Annotated in this window: 15 protein-coding genes and 1 pseudogene; 13 read left to right on the top strand and 3 right to left on the bottom strand. The window is 62.6% G+C overall.

Going from position 1 to position 17916, the window contains the following annotated elements:
• Positions 1 to 185: 185 nt before the first annotated feature.
• Both P0D89_RS20015 and P0D89_RS20010 read left to right on the top strand, forming a co-directional pair.
• Positions 186 to 1487 (top strand): DUF3300 domain-containing protein, encoded by a 1302-nt coding sequence (locus P0D89_RS20015; protein WP_408357613.1) that lies wholly within the window; start codon positions 186 to 188, stop codon positions 1485 to 1487.
• Positions 1488 to 1499: 12 nt separating this feature from the next.
• Complete coding sequence (locus P0D89_RS20010; RefSeq protein ID WP_408357614.1) at positions 1500 to 2429, top strand: DUF2950 domain-containing protein; 930 nt, start codon at positions 1500 to 1502, stop codon at positions 2427 to 2429.
• Between the two features lie 563 nt (positions 2430 to 2992).
• Here the strand turns inward: P0D89_RS20010 and P0D89_RS20005 are convergent.
• Positions 2993 to 3172: a hypothetical protein gene (locus tag P0D89_RS20005; protein ID WP_408357615.1), complete on the bottom strand. Its 180-nt coding sequence runs from the start codon at positions 3170 to 3172 to the stop codon at positions 2993 to 2995.
• On the opposite strand from P0D89_RS20005, the gene P0D89_RS20000 reads away from it, so the two are divergent.
• The 4 genes from P0D89_RS20000 to P0D89_RS19985 all read left to right on the top strand — a co-directional run bounded on the left by P0D89_RS20000 (position 3171) and on the right by P0D89_RS19985 (position 6767).
• Entirely contained in the window at positions 3171 to 5588 is a 2418-nt protein-coding gene (locus P0D89_RS20000; RefSeq protein WP_408357616.1) for a mechanosensitive ion channel family protein, read from the top strand. The genes P0D89_RS20005 and P0D89_RS20000 overlap by 2 nt on opposite strands.
• A 134-nt stretch (positions 5589 to 5722) precedes the next feature.
• Positions 5723 to 6070 (top strand): hypothetical protein, encoded by a 348-nt coding sequence (locus P0D89_RS19995; RefSeq protein WP_408357617.1) that lies wholly within the window; start codon positions 5723 to 5725, stop codon positions 6068 to 6070.
• A 173-nt stretch (positions 6071 to 6243) separates the two neighbouring features.
• Positions 6244 to 6540 carry a DUF6900 domain-containing protein gene (locus P0D89_RS19990; RefSeq protein ID WP_408357618.1) on the top strand — a complete coding sequence of 99 codons (297 nt, stop codon included), beginning with the start codon at positions 6244 to 6246 and terminating at the stop codon, positions 6538 to 6540.
• A 20-nt stretch (positions 6541 to 6560) separates the two neighbouring features.
• Positions 6561 to 6767, top strand: a complete 207-nt coding sequence (locus P0D89_RS19985) for a DUF6900 domain-containing protein (RefSeq protein ID WP_408357619.1) — start codon at positions 6561 to 6563, stop codon at positions 6765 to 6767.
• 527 nt (positions 6768 to 7294) lie between these two features.
• Here the strand turns inward: P0D89_RS19985 and P0D89_RS19980 are convergent.
• Both P0D89_RS19980 and P0D89_RS19975 read right to left on the bottom strand, forming a co-directional pair.
• The gene (locus tag P0D89_RS19980; protein WP_408357620.1) at positions 7295 to 9718 is read right to left on the bottom strand and encodes a glucose/quinate/shikimate family membrane-bound PQQ-dependent dehydrogenase; all 2424 of its coding nucleotides are present in this window, start codon (positions 9716 to 9718) and stop codon (positions 7295 to 7297) included.
• A 135-nt stretch (positions 9719 to 9853) separates the two neighbouring features.
• Positions 9854 to 10237 (bottom strand): annotated as a pseudogene (locus P0D89_RS19975) (putative DNA modification/repair radical SAM protein); the annotation flags it as partial.
• 310 nt (positions 10238 to 10547) lie between these two features.
• On the opposite strand from P0D89_RS19975, the gene P0D89_RS19970 reads away from it, so the two are divergent.
• The 7 genes from P0D89_RS19970 to P0D89_RS19940 all read left to right on the top strand — a co-directional run bounded on the left by P0D89_RS19970 (position 10548) and on the right by P0D89_RS19940 (position 17813).
• A complete protein-coding gene (locus P0D89_RS19970) occupies positions 10548 to 11150 on the top strand; it encodes a 2'-5' RNA ligase family protein (RefSeq protein ID WP_408357621.1) in 603 nt (200 codons plus the stop codon).
• Between the two features lie 698 nt (positions 11151 to 11848).
• Positions 11849 to 12250 (top strand): DnaJ family domain-containing protein, encoded by a 402-nt coding sequence (locus P0D89_RS19965; RefSeq protein WP_408357622.1) that lies wholly within the window; start codon positions 11849 to 11851, stop codon positions 12248 to 12250.
• 248 nt (positions 12251 to 12498) lie between these two features.
• The gene (gene tadA, locus P0D89_RS19960; RefSeq protein ID WP_408357717.1) at positions 12499 to 13026 is read left to right on the top strand and encodes a tRNA adenosine(34) deaminase TadA; all 528 of its coding nucleotides are present in this window, start codon (positions 12499 to 12501) and stop codon (positions 13024 to 13026) included.
• A 27-nt stretch (positions 13027 to 13053) separates the two neighbouring features.
• Positions 13054 to 13980 carry a muramoyltetrapeptide carboxypeptidase gene (gene ldcA, locus P0D89_RS19955; RefSeq protein WP_408357623.1) on the top strand — a complete coding sequence of 309 codons (927 nt, stop codon included), beginning with the start codon at positions 13054 to 13056 and terminating at the stop codon, positions 13978 to 13980.
• Positions 13981 to 14313: 333 nt separating this feature from the next.
• Entirely contained in the window at positions 14314 to 15054 is a 741-nt protein-coding gene (locus P0D89_RS19950) for a GntR family transcriptional regulator (RefSeq protein WP_408357624.1), read from the top strand.
• A gap of 375 nt (positions 15055 to 15429) precedes the next feature.
• On the top strand, positions 15430 to 16911 hold the full coding sequence (locus P0D89_RS19945) for an NCS1 family nucleobase:cation symporter-1 (RefSeq protein WP_408357625.1): 1482 nt from the start codon (positions 15430 to 15432) through the stop codon (positions 16909 to 16911).
• Between the two features lie 26 nt (positions 16912 to 16937).
• Positions 16938 to 17813 carry an aspartate/glutamate racemase family protein gene (locus P0D89_RS19940; protein WP_408357626.1) on the top strand — a complete coding sequence of 292 codons (876 nt, stop codon included), beginning with the start codon at positions 16938 to 16940 and terminating at the stop codon, positions 17811 to 17813.
• Positions 17814 to 17916: the final 103 nt, after the last annotated feature.

The raw sequence follows: 17916 nt of genomic DNA, 5'->3' as shown, positions 1-17916 counted from the left end.
AAACACCCTGCGGATGACGGGTGGATCACGCTAGGGCAGCAAATGTCCACGATTGAATTTTCTTCGGACTCGCTGCTTCCGGAGTCGACGCCATCAGGGAAGTCAGCGGCGCGGCCGCCAACCAGTAATGTGGCCGTCACAAACGCATCGTTTTCCGCGTCAACAACCTGCCGCAGGGAGGCGCCATGACTCACTGGAACGAACGATGGGCAAAAGCCGTTTTTTTGTGGCTGATTCTGCTGGTGACAATTCCGGCTTATGCAGATCGCGGGCCCGAGAGCCCCGCGCCGTTCAAGCCGGAGGAGATCGAGGCGCTGGTCGCGCCGATCGCGCTCTACCCGGACTCCGTGTTGTCTCAGGTATTGATGGCGTCGACCTATCCGCTGGAGATCGTGTACGCGGCGCGCTGGGTGAAAGCGAATCCGAACGTGAAGGGCGATGCCGCCGTGAAGGCGGTCGAGAACCAGCCGTGGGACACCAGTGTGAAATCGATGGTGGCGTTTCCGCAAATACTTGAGCCAATGTATGACAAGCTCGACTGGACACAGAAGCTTGGCGACGCTTTTCTTGCGCAGCAAAAAGACGTCTTTGCCGCTGTGCAGCGACTGCGGGCACGCGCGCAGGAATCGGGCAACCTGAAATCGAACGAGCAGCAGAAGGTCGTGGTCGAGCCCGCGCCGGCGGCTGGGGGGACAACCATCGTGCGCATCGAGCCCGCGAACCCGGAAGTGATCTATGTGCCAGCCTACAACCCCACCGTTGTGTACGGTGCGTGGAGCTACCCGGCCTATCCGCCGACCTATTGGCCTCCATACCCGGCTTACTACCCTGGTTACTACCCCGGTGCGGCGCTCGCCACGGGGGTCGCGTGGGGCATTGGTCTCGCTGCCGCCGGTGCGATCTTCAGCGACTGCAACTGGGGCGGCAATGACGTCAACATCAACGTTGACAAAGCCCGGAACGTCGATCGCAACTTTGACCGCGGCAAAGTCGAGGGACAGGGGGGGCGCTGGCAGCATGATGCAGGCCACCGCCAGGGCGTCGCCTATCGGGACAATGCGACGCGCGATAAATTTGCCGGCCAGACGCCGGGTGCCGATAAGCGTTCCCAGTATCGGGGGCGTGGTACCGACACGGGTACGGGGTTCGGCGCAACCGACCGGGCGGGTACAGGCAACCGCGCCACCACAGCCGAGCGGGGCAGCGCCGCGAACCGCGCGACGACGGCAGACCGCTCCGCCGGTGCGAACCGGGGGAGTGCATCGAATCGCGGTGGGGCCAGTGGCCTGAACCGTGTCAACAGCGGCAGCCGCGGTAGTTACAGTGGCGGCGGGCGTGACAGCTCGTTCTCGGGCATAGAAGGGGGCGGTGCCGCCACGCAGCGCAGCTACGATCGCGGAAGATCGAGCATGCAGGGCTCAGGCTTTAGCCGGTCTTCCGGCGGGGGCATGCGCGGCGGTGGGGGTGGACGCGGCGGCAGGCGTTAAGGAGAGGGAACCATGGACATCCAGGCACGCGTTTTCAGAAAGTGGGTGACGCCCACACTCGCGAACCTCGCCGTCGCAGCCGTCCTGTCGGTCGCGATGACGACGTCCGTTTATGCACAAAAGAGCTTCAGCTCTCCGGAGGCGGCGATGGACGCCTTCGGCGACGCCGTCGTGAAAGACCGCCAGGACACATTGCGCACGATTTTCGGCAATGACTTTCGTGAACTGATTCCACCTGTCGGCGCGGAGGTGCGGGATACGTTTGTCGCGGCGTGGGCCAAGTCCCACACGATCGAGCCGACGGACGCCGGGCATGCCCACATCGTCGTGGGCGACAACGGCTGGACGTTCCCGATTCCACTCGTCAAGACCGACCAGGGATGGCACTTTGACACGCGCGCGGGCGCCGAAGTGATGCGCTTGCGGCGCATCGGCCGCGATGAACTGGCTGTCATTCAGACAATGCTCGTGATCTACGATGCGCAACGCGAATATGCGCAGACCAATCACGACGGCGAGGGTGTGCTTGCCTATGCCTCGAGGATGGTAAGTTCGCCGGACAAACACGACGGTCTGTACTGGCCGAGCGGACCGGATGACAACTCGAGTCCGCTCGGCGAGGCGTTCGTGAATGCGAGCTCGCGCAATGCGCAGAATGCCGGCTACTACGGGTACCACTACAAGCTGCTCGAGTCACAAGGGCCACACGCGCCAGGCGGTGCCTATGATTACGTCGTGCGAGGCAAACTCTTCGGCGGGTTTGCCGTCATCGCCTGGCCGGTCAAATACGGAGACACCGGGATCAAGTCTTTCATGGTGAGCCATGCCGGCCAGGTCTACGAGCGGGACCTCGGACCCGAGAGTGCAGCCAAAGCTGAGCCCACGAAGTCGTTCGACCCGGGTCCGGGCTGGTCCAAGGTCTCCGATCGCGACAGCCAGTAACACGCTCATGCCGTGCCGCGAGCGTCACCCACCCAAAAAAAGTCCGCTCGCCGCGAAGATGCGCCATTAAAGGCAATCCCGATAATGCAGAGGACTCCTGGCGAGGCAGATGCGGCGTCGGTGGATGATCGGAGGCACAGCACGAACCGTGGCGACGGAAGATGCCGGCCCTTTGTTTGCCGGTCGCTGTCGCGGCCGTAATGATCACATCATGCCGCCGCCCGACAATGGGCGGGATCGGATGCTCCTGCGCATCACGAAGCTCCGTTTCGTTCTGCTCCCAGATGCATCTCCCATCAAGAAGGCAAGAGGGCTGGATTCGGACACGGCGTCCCCTCCATCCTGAAGAAGGTGACCGGTTCATCAGCACGGGCCGGATCGACATGCACAGACTGATAGAAGCGGCTTTGTCCGTTACCGGGATTACCAGGAAAAGGGCCGCTGCAGGTTAGCCCCGGGCGCCGCCCATGGCGCCACGCAACGGGTCTGGGAGAGGTCGTACAGTGTTGCGGATGCGCACCGAAACATCGTCACGGGTGAGCCGGGCTTGCGTTGAGCGTACATTACAAAAAGCGAAGCGCCTTCGATTCTCTCGCGCAAAGGCTTTCGTAAGGGATCGCCATGACCGCATTCTTGCCGTGTGAATCCAGCCATGCCATGGGCATCGTCAGACTGCCGACACGCGCTGCTTTACATACAGGCGTGTGGCGCGCCATTGGGTGCGTCAGCTTATGGCTGGCCATGGCCAGCTTCCTCGTTCTGTTTTCGGCGGGCATCAATCCGGCGTCAGCCGCGCCTCTGCCCGCAGGGCTGCAAAACCTCGTCAACAAAGCAACCGGTGTTTCAGCGCCGCCGGCCTCGGCGGTGCAGGCTGCATCGGCACCGTCGTCGGCCAGTCAGGCCGAACTGACGCGTTCGTTGGACGGCCTGATCGGCACGCTCGAAAGCGATGCACAACGCAAAGCCCTTGTCGCCCATCTGAAGGGGCTTCGTGACGGTACACGGAGTGTCGCGCCCGCGGCGCCGGCATCGTCTGGACAGGGCGGCAGCGATCTGCTCGGCGCGATTGCGTCGGGCATTGCGTCTGTCGAGACGGATCTGAGCGAGGGGCGCACGCCCTTGCATTACTGGGCGGCCCGTTCGAGCGCGGCCGCCAACGAACTGTGGAGCATTCTCGCAGGTGGGAGCGGGGAGTCGTTCGGTCAGGTCCTGCTTGGCATGACCGCGACGCTTGCCGGCTGGGGGGCATGCGCTGGCTTGCTGATCTATCTGCGGCGGCGCATCAGTGCGCGTTTTGGCTGGGAGGTCGCGCTGGAACCGAGTCCAACTTCGTTCGAACTGTTGAGCTTTGCATTTTGGCGCACGGCGCCATGGATCGTCGCATTTGTGGCGGTGGCGCTGGTCATGCGGGGAATGCCTGACGCGCTCGGCAGCACGCTGGGGCTTGTGATCGTCTATGCCATAGTTGCGGGTTCGATCTTCTCGGCGATCTGCCTGATCGTGTTCTCGGCGTTCAACACTGCACACCGGCGTGTCGCAGTTCATCAGTTGCTCGCGCGAAGCCGCTGGCCGCTTTTCGCGATCGGTGCATGTGGCGCGCTCGGTGACGCGACGGCCAATCCGGGCGTCACTGGCCTGCTCGGTGTGAATCTCGCCGGGCTCGTGTCGGCATCCGCAAACGTGGCGGCGGCGGTCCTGATCGGTTATTTCGCACTCGCTTACCGGCGCCCCGTCACGCATCTGATACGCAATCGCCCGTATGGGCGAAGGCGTGATCACAAACTCGCCACAGAAGCGCTCGATATCCTCGCATCGTTGTGGCACATCCCGATCCTTTTAATCGCGATCGCGTCGGTCGTTGCGATCATTGACGCGCGCGGTTCGGAAGAGAACGTATTACAGCCGTCGCTTCTCAGTGCGCTGTTACTGGTGTTCACGCTGTTCGTGTCGGCGCTGCTGATGCACGTGACGCGTCGGAGGGACACGCGCGCACACCGCCGCGCGCCGCACCTGATGCGACTCTTGCGTTTCGCGAGCACGCTGCTCGTCCTTCTGATGTGGCTCGCGTTCATTCAATTCGAACTGGACCTGTGGAGCGGTCCGATCGCGCGGATGATCAAGCACAGTGCGATGACACCCAGTTTCAAGCACGCGCTGGTTACAGTCATCGCGACAGTCTTCGGCGCCTGGTTCATATGGATACTTTGCGATACCGCAATTCTCAACGCGCTTGGCCCGAGCAGTTCGCGGAACAAGGCGCTCGACCCCGGCGTGCGCGCACGCACGATGTTGCCGCTCGTGCGCAACGCAGTTTTCACGACGGTTGTCACCCTCGCTGCGATCGTCGCCGCCGGCACTCTGGGCGTCAATCTGACGCCTCTCCTTGCGGGTGCGGGCGTGATCGGTCTTGCAGTCGGCTTCGGTGCGAAAGCGCTCGTCACCGATCTGATCACGGGGCTCTTCATCATCGTCGAGGAGACGATCTCTGTCGGTGACTGGATTGAGATTGAGGGCAGTCATGCCGGCATCGTCATGGACCTGACGATCCGCACCGTCCGCTTACGCGACGGACAAGGCGCGGTTCACACCATTCCCTTCTCGCAGATCAAGATTGTGAAGAACCTGTCGCGCGACTTCGCCAACGCGCTATTTGAGGTACGGGTGCCGTTCTCCCTTGACCTCGATGAAGTCACGCGCATGATTGTGGAAGTGGGCGCCGATTTGCAGGGAGACATTCGCATGCGCAACGAAATACTTGCGCCGGTCGAAGTGTGGGGGCTCGACCGCTTTGAGGCTAACTGGATGGTTGTGAAAGGGCAGATCAAGACGCGGCCGCTGCAGCAGTGGAGCGTGGCACGCGCTTTTAACGCGCGGCTCAAACGCAAGATGGACGAGGCGGGTATTGAGATTCCGGTGCCGCATATGCGGCTTCACGCCCCGCCGAACGGAACCAACGCCTGGTCGCAACCTGACGATGACGCCCAGGACGAGAGCCGACAAGCGAACGACGCGAACAGCGAGCCCCGCCGCAGGCCGGCGCCCACCGTGCCATTGGAACTTCGCGTGCTCAAGGAGCCACCAGCGACGGAGCCACCGGTGGGCCAGACAGTTTCGACATCGTCGACCCGGTCCCCCGGCAGCGATAGCGACCGTCGCTAGGATGCGCGTTCCATTTTCGGCGATCTGTTGTGCCGGGAGCGGCGCTTCGGGGGAATTGAGATACGGACCAGGCCAGCACGATCGTATTCCGGCCGGTGTGCTTCGCGCCATCCATTGCTGTGTCAGCACGCTCAATGAACGATGCCAATGGTTCTCTTATGGCGTTGGTGGCGACGCTCGTAGACAGCTTTACTCTGTGCAGCTACATCCTCTCAGCAGCGGTGCGTATCCGCTCTGCATGCATTCCGTCTTCCGGTTTCGCGCGGGGGAGAAGCACGACGAATTCGTCACCGCCTCAACGCACGCCAGATCCCAGCGCGGATGCCGCGTCGGATCGCGTCGGCAACCCGTCGAAGGACGAGATTGACGGTGTGGTGCCCGAATGTGCGTTCCCACTCTTGAACCTGTCGCAATCGATGATCAGGAGTGTGTTGAGCCATTCGTTCTGCGCCCTGTTGAGAGCTAACACGTCCGCGTTCTGACGGCACCGCATTTTGCAATCCAGCATGGTTGCTGTGTCATCCAATGTGGTTGAGTAATCCACCGTATTAAGCGAGTGCTGACTCCAGGTGTGACGGACGGTCGCGCGTGCCTACGCCTTAAATCAATAAAATTACAAACGGTAATGTATAAGGCTAGAGGCCCGGAGGCAAAGATGATTGAAACACCGCGGAAGAAGGGCGACTGGGATCCGCTCGCCGCCATCGCCAACGAGGAACTTGGAATCCGCTCCTTCGCGGAGTCGGGAAAAGTCACAACCGACATCCGGCTGGTCCGGATTTCCAGTGTCGCGAAGGCTCTTGAGCGGGCTTACGATTTTGGCGTGTTGATGGGTCACGCCGTCAATCGGGCTGAACACCCGAACACGAAGGGGTCCAAGCTGACTTGTCGCTCGGATCAGGATTGGGTGCGTGCTGTGGCGAATGACATTCTCAGCACGTATTTGCGTTAGTCTCAAAAGCAGGAGTCGTCATGGTGGAGAAAATGAGGAAAGAGGCTTACTGGGCAGCGTTGGTCGCGATAGCCGACGAACACCTCGAAATCAATTCATTCGAGCAGACCGGACAAAAGGCGGTGGATGTCAGGTTGATGCGGGTCGCGGATATTGCGAACGCGCTTGAACAGGCCTACAAAATGGGGCTTGGAGTGGGTTATAACGTCAACGAGCATCAGGTGTGAAACGCTGCCCCCGCGCGCGACGCCGCGGGGGCGCAGGGGTGGTGCGAGCCTGCCGCTGTTCTAAAGAAGTTACATAAGCAACTAAAAAAGAATTCAAGTCAACTAATACACTCACTGACATGCGGCGGAGTCTTTGAACTGAAGGAGTTGTATAGGGCTCCGGCAATGATCAAGATGAACGAGATGTCGCTCGTCTTCGGAAAGCGCGGGACAATGAGGCTCCATTCGGCGCTCTCAACGCCGAACGCAGTCGAAAGGCGGCTCCGTCCAGCGAATGTCGTCGACAGCTCGGCTGAAGTTGTCAGGACAGAATTGCTCCCGAGACATGATTGGCCTCGATCCAGGAAGACGAAAGCCGTCGGTAATACGCCGCGACCGGTGAACCCCGATCATGGCATCAGAATATGGGGACCTTCGTCTGGCAGACCTGCGAAGTCAACGAAGCGAAGGGCGCGCTTGCAACGGGTTGCCATGCAAAAGCGGAGCAATGGTGGGCAACACTTCCACGCCCGGTCCCACGCGGCGCCCTAGTGCGGTAACGCGTATGCGATGACATAGTCACCCAGCTTCGTGCCGAAAGAGCCGTGACCACCGGCAGCTATTACCACGAACTGCCGCCCATTGATCGAATAGCTCATCGGCGTGGCCTGACCACCGGCAGGCAGGCGCGCCTGCCAGAGTTGCTCGCCGTTGTTCACATCGAACGCACGGATAAAGTTGTCAGCCGTCGCGCCAATGAACGCTACTCCGCCCGCTGTGACGATTGGGCCGCCCAGCATCGGCATGCCCATCCTGAACGGGAACGGAACCGGCGAACTGTCGCGCACCGTTCCTATGCGCTTTTTCCAGACTATCTGATTGGTCCTCAGGTCGATCGCTGATATGTAGCCCCACGCAGGTTGCTTGCAGGGCAGCCCGAATGGCGAAAGGAACGCGTTGAGCGTCACGCCAAATGGCACGCCGTACTGCGGCTGGATGCCCGCTTCGGTTCCCGTTCCCTTAGCGCCTTCGGACGGTTGCAACGGGTTGCCGGGGCCGCGCGGGATGAGCCGCGAAACGAACGGCAGCGCGATCGGGTTGGCGATGGCGATCTGGCGATCCGTGTCGACAGCGATGCCTCCCCATTCGAACATGCCAAGGTTCCCCGGAAACACCAGCGTGCCCTGCAGCGACGGCGGCGTGAAAGTGCCTTCATAGCGCAATTTGTGAAACATGATCCGGCACACCAGCTGATCGTACATAGTCGCGCCCCACATGTCGGCATCGGTCAGGTTCTTCGATGGACGGAACGTCAGCCCGGAGAATGGCTGGGTGGGCGAAACATGATCACCGGGGGCCGCACCCTGTGGGACGGGACGCTCGGGCGCCGGTACGACGGGCACACCCGTACGTCTGTCGAGCACGAAGAGATTGCCGGTCTTGGTGGGCGCATAGACGACAGGCACGGTGTTGCCCTGCTTGTCATTAATATCCGCCAGCGTGGGTTGGGAGGGCAGATCCATGTCCCAAAGGTCGTGATGGACCGTCTGGTAGAACCAGGCGAGTTTGCCCGTCGACGCGTGCAGCGCAAGCAAGCCGCTCGCAAACCGCTCCTGCTCGGGCGTTCTGTAGCCACCCCAGATGTCCGGCGTCGTCACACCCATGGGCAGATAAACGATATCGAGCTTGGCGTCGTAGGCTGCGGGCGCCCACGAGTTGGGCGACGTGTAGGTATAGTGGCCGCCGGCCGGAGGATTCTGGTTCGGGTCGTTCGCACCAGGATCGAAAACCCACATCAGCTCGCCCGTGCGCACGTCGAAGCCGCGGATCACGCCGGACGGCTCGCGCGTCGAGAAGTTATCCTCGACCGCGCCTGCCACGATGATTACCTTGCTAGTGATGATCGGCGGCGACGTCGGCTCATACATGCCCGGTGTGGTCACTGGCTGACCATGCTGCAAATCGAGGTCGCCATCGTGGCCAAACGTTGCGCAACGCGCGCCAGTCTCTGCATCAAGCGCATACAGGTGACCGTCGTTGACGGGCAGATAGATGCGCCGCGTGCATACGGCCGCAGTCGTGGACGTGGTGGATGCCGCTTGCTGGTCGGGTGCGGCGGGCAGGCCGGACGCAACACCAGCAGCCGTCGAACCGGTGACAGAAAGGTCAACGTAGGATACGCCGCGGCAAGTTACATGCTGAAACGACGGATCGGGCTTGAGCTTGGGATCGAATTTCCAGTTCAGGCGACCGGTCTGCGCGTCGAGAGCGTAGAGGATCTGGTGGGGCGAGCACAGATAAAGCAGGTTGCCGATTTTGATCGGCGTGACTTCGTCAGTTATCTCGACAGGGTCATTCGGCCCTTTCAGATCGCCAGTCCGGAACGTCCACGCGACCTGCAGATCTTTGACGTTGTCGGGTGTGATCTGTGTCAATGGTGAATAGCGCGTCCCCGATTGCGTGCGTGCGTAGGCCGGCCATTCGGCTGCGTCGGCGGGGTTTTCACGGGGTGCGCGCGACTCGGAACTGAAAGTCCCGTTGACGGTTTGCGGGTCGTTGAACCGGGCGTAGACCAGCACGCCCGCCCATATGACAAGCGCACCGCCGAGGAACGCAACGCCGACCCTACGGGAGCCTTCGAGGCGCCAGCTCACGAGAAGTATCAGCCAGATACCAAAAATGACGAGCACGCCGGAGCGCGGCGCGAGCGCCCAGAAGTCCGGTCCTGACTCCCACAGCGCCCATGCGGCCGTGCCAACGAGGACGAGGGCGTACAGAATCAGCGCCGCCGCGCGCCTTCGGTACAAGAGCCAGGCTACGCCAAGCAGCAACGCACCGGTTATCAAGTAGTACGCGGAACCGCTGGCCGCAAGCAACCAGCCTCCGCCGATCAGTAGATACAGCGCAGTCAGCGCAATGAATACGAGCGTTACGGCGCCGACGACTCCTGGCCACCTGACGTTTTTGGACATGGTGATCTCGCGCGTTAATAGGACGTCTTGCGCGCCCATGCCAGCACAACTTGGGCCCCACTCAGGCACGCTTGTTCAAAAGGGGCAGAAAAACGGTCAGGAAGGGCACTCGGCTGACGTAATCCCGTCCGATCCTTTCTGAGTGTAGCTCGACGACTGAATGATGCCGGAGCCCAACAACAGACTGTCGATGTAATTGCGCCGATAGAAGTCCAGCGTGAGGTCGATGAGCTCGTCAGGCGCGAAGCATGCATGCGGCACATTGCTCGAACGACGGTTGACGCAATACTGGCAGTCGTACGAGCAGAAATGGGTGAGCAGTATTTTCAGCAATGACATGCACGGCCCGTCCGGCGTGAAACTGTCGCAAATGCCCGCTCCGGTGCTGGCGCCAACCCCGTCGGTACCGCGCGAGCAGAGTTTGGGCGCGCCACTGCTCGTGCAGGACGCATCGTACTTTGCCGCCTCGGCCCATACTTCGAGCTTTTGAGCAGTTTCACGTTGCTGTAAATACTGTATGAATGTACAGTGCTGTGCTGGGCCGGGCGCGAGTGCAAGTAGTTTCGGGGGCGGCGGAAGATGGGGGGAGTCCCGGTGGCGAGTCACGTGAGTCCGCTGAGACGGTTGCGGTGGAATCGGCGGAAAAAGAGGAAGTGCGACCGGAACTGCGGCTCGATTCCTGTGAATCCTTGGTGATTCGCTTGAGAAGCAGGGCGATGCGTCGGTGTCCGTTCGTCATCGAGTCAGATGATGCGATCGGGCGCGCGCGTTAGCCCGCAACATGAACGGAGTTTCATCTATATGCCGGCTTGACCCGGTTAGGAACGAAATGCCTGAACAACTCTGGTTGCCCGGGCTCGAGGCGCCGCCGACGCCGACAGACGGTCTGTTTTTCGCCGTATTTCCCGATAACAATACGGCGGCCGCTATCTCGAAGCTCGCGCAACAACTCTGCGCCGAGACGCGCGTGCGCAGCAAACCGCTCTCGGCTGGGCGTCTGCACGTCACCTTGCTGCATCTCGGGAATTTTGCAGGCGGCCTGCCTGCAGATAAAGTCGACGCCGCGATGCGGGCGGCTGCGTCGATCAGTATGGCGCCCTTTACGGTCGAATTTGACGCGGTCTGCAGCTTTGCGTCGAAGCCGCGGCCAGGGCCGCTGGTGTTGACAGGGGGCGAGGGCGTCGCTGGGCTTCATGCGCTTCATGGCGCGCTGGGACATGCGTTGCAGCACGCGGGTTTTGGGGAGCGCGCGGCTTCGAACACTGTGCCCTATACGCCGCATGTCACGTTGGCGTACGGCATGCCTTGGGCCGCTGCGCGTCCGGTTGAATCGGCTTGCTGGAACGTGCGCGAATTTGCGCTGATACACAGTTTGCTTGGGCGTACGCGGCATGTTGCGCTGGCGCGGTGGCCGCTGGTCGGCGAAGCATGATTCGTGGCGATCGACGTTGGTGTTAGGTGCTCACCGTTCAGCGTGCGGGGTTCGGTGTTTGGTGATGGTGCTCGGGGGTTGGTGTTCGCTGCGTACTCAATGCCCCACGTCCACGCCGCACCGCGCCCATGTTCCTGTTCGCGCCGGTGGCTGCGGTCATGCCCATGTTCGCTTCCGGGCACTGGAACTCAGAATCGTATTCCGGCTCCGCAACCGCCGGCAAATCCGCCGCCGCTTCCGCCTGCTCCGCCGCAGAACACGCCGCAGCCGGAGAGCGCCGCCGACACGGCCAGCACTGCCAGTGTCGCGCGCAGGCGTAGGCGAGATGCGTGAAATGCGTACATCCGGGGTTGCGCAGGTCGCGGTGCAGGCTGCGCGGCCGAGCGCGAACGAGGACTGGCGGTGGACATCGCAAGCGGTTGGCTAGTGTGTTCTTCGATCGTGGTGGATTGCATAACGTCAGTGGCCTCGAGTAGCGAGAAGCAGGGGAGCTCAAGCGGCGTCATTCGCGGAAAACGGTCTCTTATCGGCCCGATCCTCGCGTGGCGCACCGCCCAGCCGGTTTTTCACTGTAATCCACCGCTATACGCCCCTCAAATACGCAGTATCTGAAAATTGGTGCGTTTTGTCGGCCGGACAGCCGGAACGGTCGTGCGCTCCCTGATAGAATGCGTGGGCCGCAACGTAGTGGATAGCAGATGAAATTGCTTGATGCGCTTGTCGAACAGCGTATTGCCGCCGCAGCCGCGCGTGGCGAATTCGACGACTTGCCGGGCGCGGGCGCGCCGCTGCCTCTGGACGACGATGCACTGGTCCCGGAAGAAGTGCGCGTCGCCAACCGGATTTTGAAGAATGCGGGCTTCGTGCCGCCCGCCGTCGAGCAGTTGCGCGCATTGCGCGACCTGCAATCGGAGCTGAATGCCGTGAGCGACCAGGCCACCCGTTGCCGTCTGCAGGCGCGCATGCTGGCGCTCGACATGGCGCTTGAATCGCTGCGTGGCGGCCCGATGGTTTTGCCCCGCGAATATTGCCGGCGAATTGCCGAGCGGCTGTCGGAGCGCGCCGGTAGTCTCAATACGGCAGAAGCGGGTTCGCAGTGAGTGAGCCGTTTGTGCCTGTTATCCATGTTTTGCCGGATATGCCGGATTTGCCAGATGTTGCGCCAGCACGCTGTGCCGCGTCAGGCGCGCCGTCAAGTGGCTCCGGCGCAGCGCCAAACGCACCGGTCTCGCCTGACGCACTCGAATCCCCCTGCGGCGAGGCGGGCGGATCTTCGGCCCACGCCTGCGGCGCGTCTGTCGCTGCCGCGGTCAACGCTCCCACGCCAGTCGATCCGCTTGAGCCCCCCATTATTTCCGAACGCGATCGCCGCTTCATGGCGCTCGCCCAGGCCGCCGCCGAAGAAGCGCGCGCAGCCGGCGAAGTGCCGGTCGGCGCAGTCCTCGTGCGAGGCGAGGAAGTCGTTGCCAGAGGCTTCAATCATCCTATCAGTGCTCACGACCCGTCGGCGCATGCGGAAATGGTCGCGCTGCGCGCCGCCGCGCAAGCCGTCGAGAACTACCGCCTGCCGGGCTGCGAGCTCTACGTGACGCTCGAGCCGTGTCTGATGTGCGCCGGCGCGATCATGCACGCGCGCATTGAGCGTGTCGTGTTCGGCGCGCGCGATCCGAAGACCGGCGCGTGCGGCAGCGTCGTCGATGCATTCGCGAATCCACAGTTGAACCATCACACCACGGTGAGCGGCGGTGTGCTCGAAGCCGAATGCGGCGCCGCGCTCAAATCGTTCTTTGCCGAGCGGCGGCGCGCCATCCGTGAAGCACGCGCGGCGGCATGTGCCGCAGCAAACGGCGAATCCGCGCCCCCCGAGCCGCTCTAAAACAACCCCGTCCAACAGGTCTCGCCAATGACCGTTCATCGCACCTTCGAACTGATCGCGCCGTCCGGGTATCCGCATGACCCCGAGGTGCTGCATCGCGCGTTGCATCGTCTGCATGCGCAAGGCCATCGCGTCAGCGGCGAGGCGGCGGCGAAGCGCCGTTATCAACGCTTCGCCGGCACCGACGGCGAGCGCGCGGCCGATCTGAACCGGCTCGCGGACCCGTCGCGCGAGTTGCCCGACGTGGTGCTGGCGGTGCGCGGTGGTTATGGCGCAGTGCGTATCCTGCACGGACTCGACTACGAAGGGCTGCAAAGGCGGTTGACCGATCAGCCGGTCGCGCTGGTCGGACATAGCGACTTCACCGCGATCCAACTGGCGTTGCTGGCGCGCGCCGGCTTGAAGACGTTCGGCGGGCCGATGCTGATGAGCGATTTCGGCGCGGAGGAACTCAGCGAATTCACCATGCAGCACTTCTGGTCGGCGCTCACGAAGCCGACCCTGACGATTGCCAGCAATACCCCGCAGGCGCAGTCAGTCGACGCGTCGGGCGTGTTGTGGGGCGGTAACCTGGCGGTGGTGGCGTCGCTGATAGGCACGCCGTATATGCCGCCGGTGCAGGGCGGCATCCTGTTTGTCGAGGATGTCAACGAGCAGCCGTTCCGGATCGAACGGATGATTTATCAGTTGCACCTGTCAGGCATCCTCGCGCAGCAGCAGGCGCTCGTGCTGGGCGACTTTTCAGGCGGCAAGACCTACGACTACGACAACGGCTACGGCCTGCCCGCGATGATCGAGCAGGTGAGGTCGCTGGTCGGGATCCCGGTCGTCACGGGTTTGCAGTTCGGGCATATGCCCAACATGCTGACGTTGCCGGTGGGTGCGGACGCGCACCTCGTCGCCGACACGCATGGGTTCAAGCTGAGTTTGTCCAACTATCCGTGTCTGGGTTGAACTGGCGGCTACACTGCTGAACGGCCAGAGGAAGCGAAGCGGGCGTTGCCCGCTTTCTTCACCTTCTGAAAACGCAACTAACGGTCAAGTATCTCAAACTGCTCACAAGCAGAACGTGCGGTGAAGGTCTCCCATTTTGTTGACAAAACCAACCTCCAATAGACAGCTTGCGCATCACCTAATTAAACTGCTATTGAAGCGCCACAAGGCCGACGGCACACCCTGCCGCACCGCCAGCCGCGCCTCTCCCTGAAGATTGTCGAAATTCGAGATAAAAATTGTTGACAATCTTTATGTCCGTCCTATGATGACCAACATACCGAGACGCCAATCATGTCCGACACCGATCCAGCCGCCGCGAACAGTTCGAAGCCCGAAGCGATTGCCGAGCGCATCCGCGCCGCAATCCTCGAGCACCGGCTCGCACCCGGCGCCAAGCTGACCGAAGCGCAGTTGTGCGAAGTATTCGGCGTGAAGCGCGGCCCGATCCGCCAGGCGCTCGCGCAACTGGCGACCGACCACCTCGTCGATCTCGAACCGAATCGCGGTGCGTTCGTCGCGAGTCCGTCGCTGCAGGAAGTGCACGAGGTGTTCGAAATGCGCCGCATCATCGAACTCGCGGTGGTCGAAAAGATTTGCAGTGGTCACGGCATGCGGCGTTTGAAGAGCATCGGCAGCATGATCGGGCGTGAGCGCAAGGCGTTCGAAACACGTGATTTTCCGGCGTGGATCCGTCTGTCTGGCGAGTTTCACACCGAGTTGGCCGGGCTCGCCGGCAACACCGTGCTGTGCGATTGCCTGAGCGGACTGGTTGCCCGCTCGACGCTGATCTCTGCGTTGTACGAATCGCTCGGACGCAGCCCTTGCTCGTTCGAAGACCATGAAGCCATTCTCGCCGCGCTCGACGCCGGCGATGCGAAAGAGGCGGCGGCACTGATGTCGCGCCATCTGCAAAGCGTCGAGTTGAAGATGCTGGACCGCCCCGCACGTGGCGCGGCGGATCTCCATGAAGTGTTCGGCACCCTGAGCGGGGCGTCGAAAGATGCATCCAAAACCGGGTCCACAGCGGGCTGAGGCAGGCAGCAAGCGCGGACACGCGCAAATGCGCTGGCAAGCGCAAATCGGCGCGTGCCCACTCGCGGTGCGCGCTGCACTGAATTGAACTGAACCGAATCAGGCGTCGCAAGGCGGCTCGGCATGAGCGCTGCCGGCTTGCGTACGCACGTCCGTCGCCACGCGACCGACTTCGAGCAGCAACGCATCGCCGGGAATCCGCGGCGGCCGGCGATGCGATAACCACAAGTACTTCAGTACGGAGACACCCGCGGCACGGTCCACGCAGATGGCGCCGGCTTCCTCGATCCCGAACGGGCGAGGAGGGCGCGGCTGGCATGGCCGGTGCAACGTCCTTCGATGCGCTATCGACGGTCCCTATCTCAAGGAGGAATCATGGCTCAGTTCAGTGCAGCGCCCGGCAGTCCCTCGATGTCCACTTACGCCGACGGCGGCGCGCAGGCCGATCCGTCCATGCCCGCAGGCTACAGCGAGCGGCTCTACAACGCGGACCTCGCGCCGCTGCGTGATCAAACCTGGGGCGCCTACAACATCTTCGCGTTCTGGATGTCGGACGTGCACAGCGTGGGCGGCTATGTGTTCGCGGGCAGTCTGTTCGCGCTCGGCCTGACGAGCTGGCAGGTGCTGATCGCGCTGCTGGTCGGCATCACGATCGTCAACCTGCTGTGCAACCTGATCGCCAAGCCGAGCCAGGCGAACGGCGTGCCGTATCCGGTGGCGTGCCGCGCCACTTTCGGCGTGCTCGGCGCGAATATTCCCGCGGTGATTCGCGGCCTGATCGCGGTCGCGTGGTACGGCATTCAGACCTATCTGGCGTCGAGCGCGCTGGTGATCGTGGTACTCAAGTTCGTACCGTCGCTGTTGCCGTATGCGGATCTTCATCACCACGGCTTCATGGGCCTGTCGACGCTCGGCTGGGCCGGCTTCATGCTGCTGTGGGTGTTGCAGGCGCTGGTGTTCTGGCATGGTATGGAAACCATCAAGAAGTTCATCGACTTCGCCGGTCCGGCGGTCTACGTAGTGATGTTCATTCTGGCGGGCTACATGGTGTATCGCGCGGGGTGGCGCAACATCGGCATCAACCTGGGCGGCGTCAAATATCATGGCATGCAGGTGGTACCGGTGATGATCACGGCGATCTCGCTGGTGGTGTCGTACTTCTCCGGCCCGATGCTGAATTTCGGCGACTTTTCGCGCTACGGCAAAAGCTTTCGCAGCGTGAGGCGCGGCAACTTCTGGGGTCTGCCGGTCAACTTCCTCGCTTTCTCGCTGGTGACGGTGATCACGACCGCGGCCACGCTGCCGGTATTCGGCGAGCTGATCACGGACCCGGTCGAAACCGTCGGGCACATCGACTATCCGACCGCAGTCATCCTCGGCGCGTTGACCTTCACGATTGCGACGATCGGCATCAACATCGTCGCGAATTTCGTGTCGCCGGCATTCGACTTCTCGAACGTGGCGCCGCGCCTGATCAGCTGGCGCGCGGGCGGGATGCTCGCGGCGGTTGCGTCGATTTTCATCACGCCGTGGAATCTGTTCAACAACCCGGCCGTGATCCACTACACGCTCGATGTGCTCGGCAGCTTCATCGGACCTTTGTACGGGGTCCTGATCGTCGACTACTATCTCGTGAAGCGCCAGAAGATCGTGCTCGATGATCTGTACACGGTCGCGCCGACCGGCTCGTACTGGTATCGCAACGGCGTCAACTACCGGGCCGTGGCCGCGTTGCTGCCGGCCGCGCTGATCGCGGTGGTTTGCGTGATGACGCCGGCGCTCGACGGGATGGCGAATTTCTCATGGTTCATCGGTGCGGGTCTCGGCGCGCTGTTCTATCGCGCTCTCGCACGCTGAGTCCCGTTGCCGCAACAGGAGTTCTTATGCGCATCAAACTGATCAACCCGAATACGACCCAGCGCATGACCGAGGCGATGGGCCGCTGCGCTCGCGAAGTCGCCGCGCCCGGCACCGAAGTGATCGCGGTGAATCCGACCATGGGGCCGCCGTCGATCGAAGGCTATTACGACGAAGCGCTCGCCACGCCGGGCTTACTGGCCGAAGTCGCCGCGGGCGAGCGCGAGGGCTGCGACGGCTACGTGATCGCCTGCTTTGGCGATCCCGGTTTGTACGCGGCGCGCGAACTGGCGCGCGGCCCGGTGATCGGCATCGCGGAAGCGGCGATGCATGCGGCGAGTGTGCTGGCGCCGGGCTTCTCAGTGGTGACGACGCTCGCGCGCACCTGCGGGATGGCGTGGCATCTCGCCGAGCGCTACGGTATGAAGCGGTTTTGCCGCAACGTCCGCGCGACCGACGTCGCCGTGCTCGATCTCGACAAGCCAGGGTCGGCGGCGCGCCGCATCATTCTCGACGAATGTCGGCGCGCGCTTGCCGAGGACGGGTCGGATGCGATCGTGCTCGGTTGCGCGGGCATGGCCGAGTTGTGCGCGGAGATCGAGGACGCGCTCGGCGCGCCGGTGATCGAAGGCGTGACGGCCGCCGTGAAGTGGACCGAGGCGCTGGTCGCGCTGCGTCTGTCGACGGCCAAGCGCGGCGATTACGCGCGGCCGCTCGCCAAGCGCTACGACGGCGCGCTGGCGTCGTTCAGCCCGAGCGGGGCGGATCTGAATCCGCTGCCGCCGCGCGGCGGCGCCGACGCGTCTGCGGCGGTCGCGCAGGACGGCGCCGGCGGCACGCAGACCGTCGATCGGCTGCGGGTAAACACTGCCGAACCGGGGCAGTACATACATTCGGTCTGACACGCACTATCTGCCCGGGTGTATGGGCGCACCCGGGCGTTTTCGCTACACTGGTCCAACTCGACGCGAGTGCCGGCCGGGCCTCTTTGCCGAGGGTCCTGAC

The sequence above is a fragment of the Paraburkholderia sp. RL18-085-BIA-A genome (assembly GCF_046027075.1).
GTDB lineage: Bacteria > Pseudomonadota > Gammaproteobacteria > Burkholderiales > Burkholderiaceae > Paraburkholderia.
The sequence above is the reverse complement of the archived record's forward strand: the minus strand, read 5'-3'. Positions and strand labels throughout refer to the sequence as shown.

What these genes read in the sequence shown, in the direction of transcription:
- P0D89_RS20015 (WP_408357613.1), top strand. Translation starts at nt 186, where the DNA reads ATGACTCACTGGAACGAACGATGGGCAAAAGCCGTTTTTTTGTGGCTG.
- P0D89_RS20010 (WP_408357614.1), top strand. Translation starts at nt 1,500, where the DNA reads ATGGACATCCAGGCACGCGTTTTCAGAAAGTGGGTGACGCCCACACTC.
- P0D89_RS20000 (WP_408357616.1), top strand. Translation starts at nt 3,171, where the DNA reads ATGGCCAGCTTCCTCGTTCTGTTTTCGGCGGGCATCAATCCGGCGTCA.
- P0D89_RS20005 (WP_408357615.1), bottom strand. Translation starts at nt 3,172, where the DNA reads ATGGCCAGCCATAAGCTGACGCACCCAATGGCGCGCCACACGCCTGTA.
- P0D89_RS19995 (WP_408357617.1), top strand. Translation starts at nt 5,723, where the DNA reads ATGAACGATGCCAATGGTTCTCTTATGGCGTTGGTGGCGACGCTCGTA.
- P0D89_RS19990 (WP_408357618.1), top strand. Translation starts at nt 6,244, where the DNA reads ATGATTGAAACACCGCGGAAGAAGGGCGACTGGGATCCGCTCGCCGCC.
- P0D89_RS19985 (WP_408357619.1), top strand. Translation starts at nt 6,561, where the DNA reads ATGGTGGAGAAAATGAGGAAAGAGGCTTACTGGGCAGCGTTGGTCGCG.
- P0D89_RS19980 (WP_408357620.1), bottom strand. Translation starts at nt 9,718, where the DNA reads ATGTCCAAAAACGTCAGGTGGCCAGGAGTCGTCGGCGCCGTAACGCTC.
- P0D89_RS19970 (WP_408357621.1), top strand. Translation starts at nt 10,548, where the DNA reads ATGCCTGAACAACTCTGGTTGCCCGGGCTCGAGGCGCCGCCGACGCCG.
- P0D89_RS19965 (WP_408357622.1), top strand. Translation starts at nt 11,849, where the DNA reads ATGAAATTGCTTGATGCGCTTGTCGAACAGCGTATTGCCGCCGCAGCC.
- ldcA (WP_408357623.1), top strand. Translation starts at nt 13,054, where the DNA reads ATGACCGTTCATCGCACCTTCGAACTGATCGCGCCGTCCGGGTATCCG.
- P0D89_RS19950 (WP_408357624.1), top strand. Translation starts at nt 14,314, where the DNA reads ATGTCCGACACCGATCCAGCCGCCGCGAACAGTTCGAAGCCCGAAGCG.
- P0D89_RS19945 (WP_408357625.1), top strand. Translation starts at nt 15,430, where the DNA reads ATGGCTCAGTTCAGTGCAGCGCCCGGCAGTCCCTCGATGTCCACTTAC.
- P0D89_RS19940 (WP_408357626.1), top strand. Translation starts at nt 16,938, where the DNA reads ATGCGCATCAAACTGATCAACCCGAATACGACCCAGCGCATGACCGAG.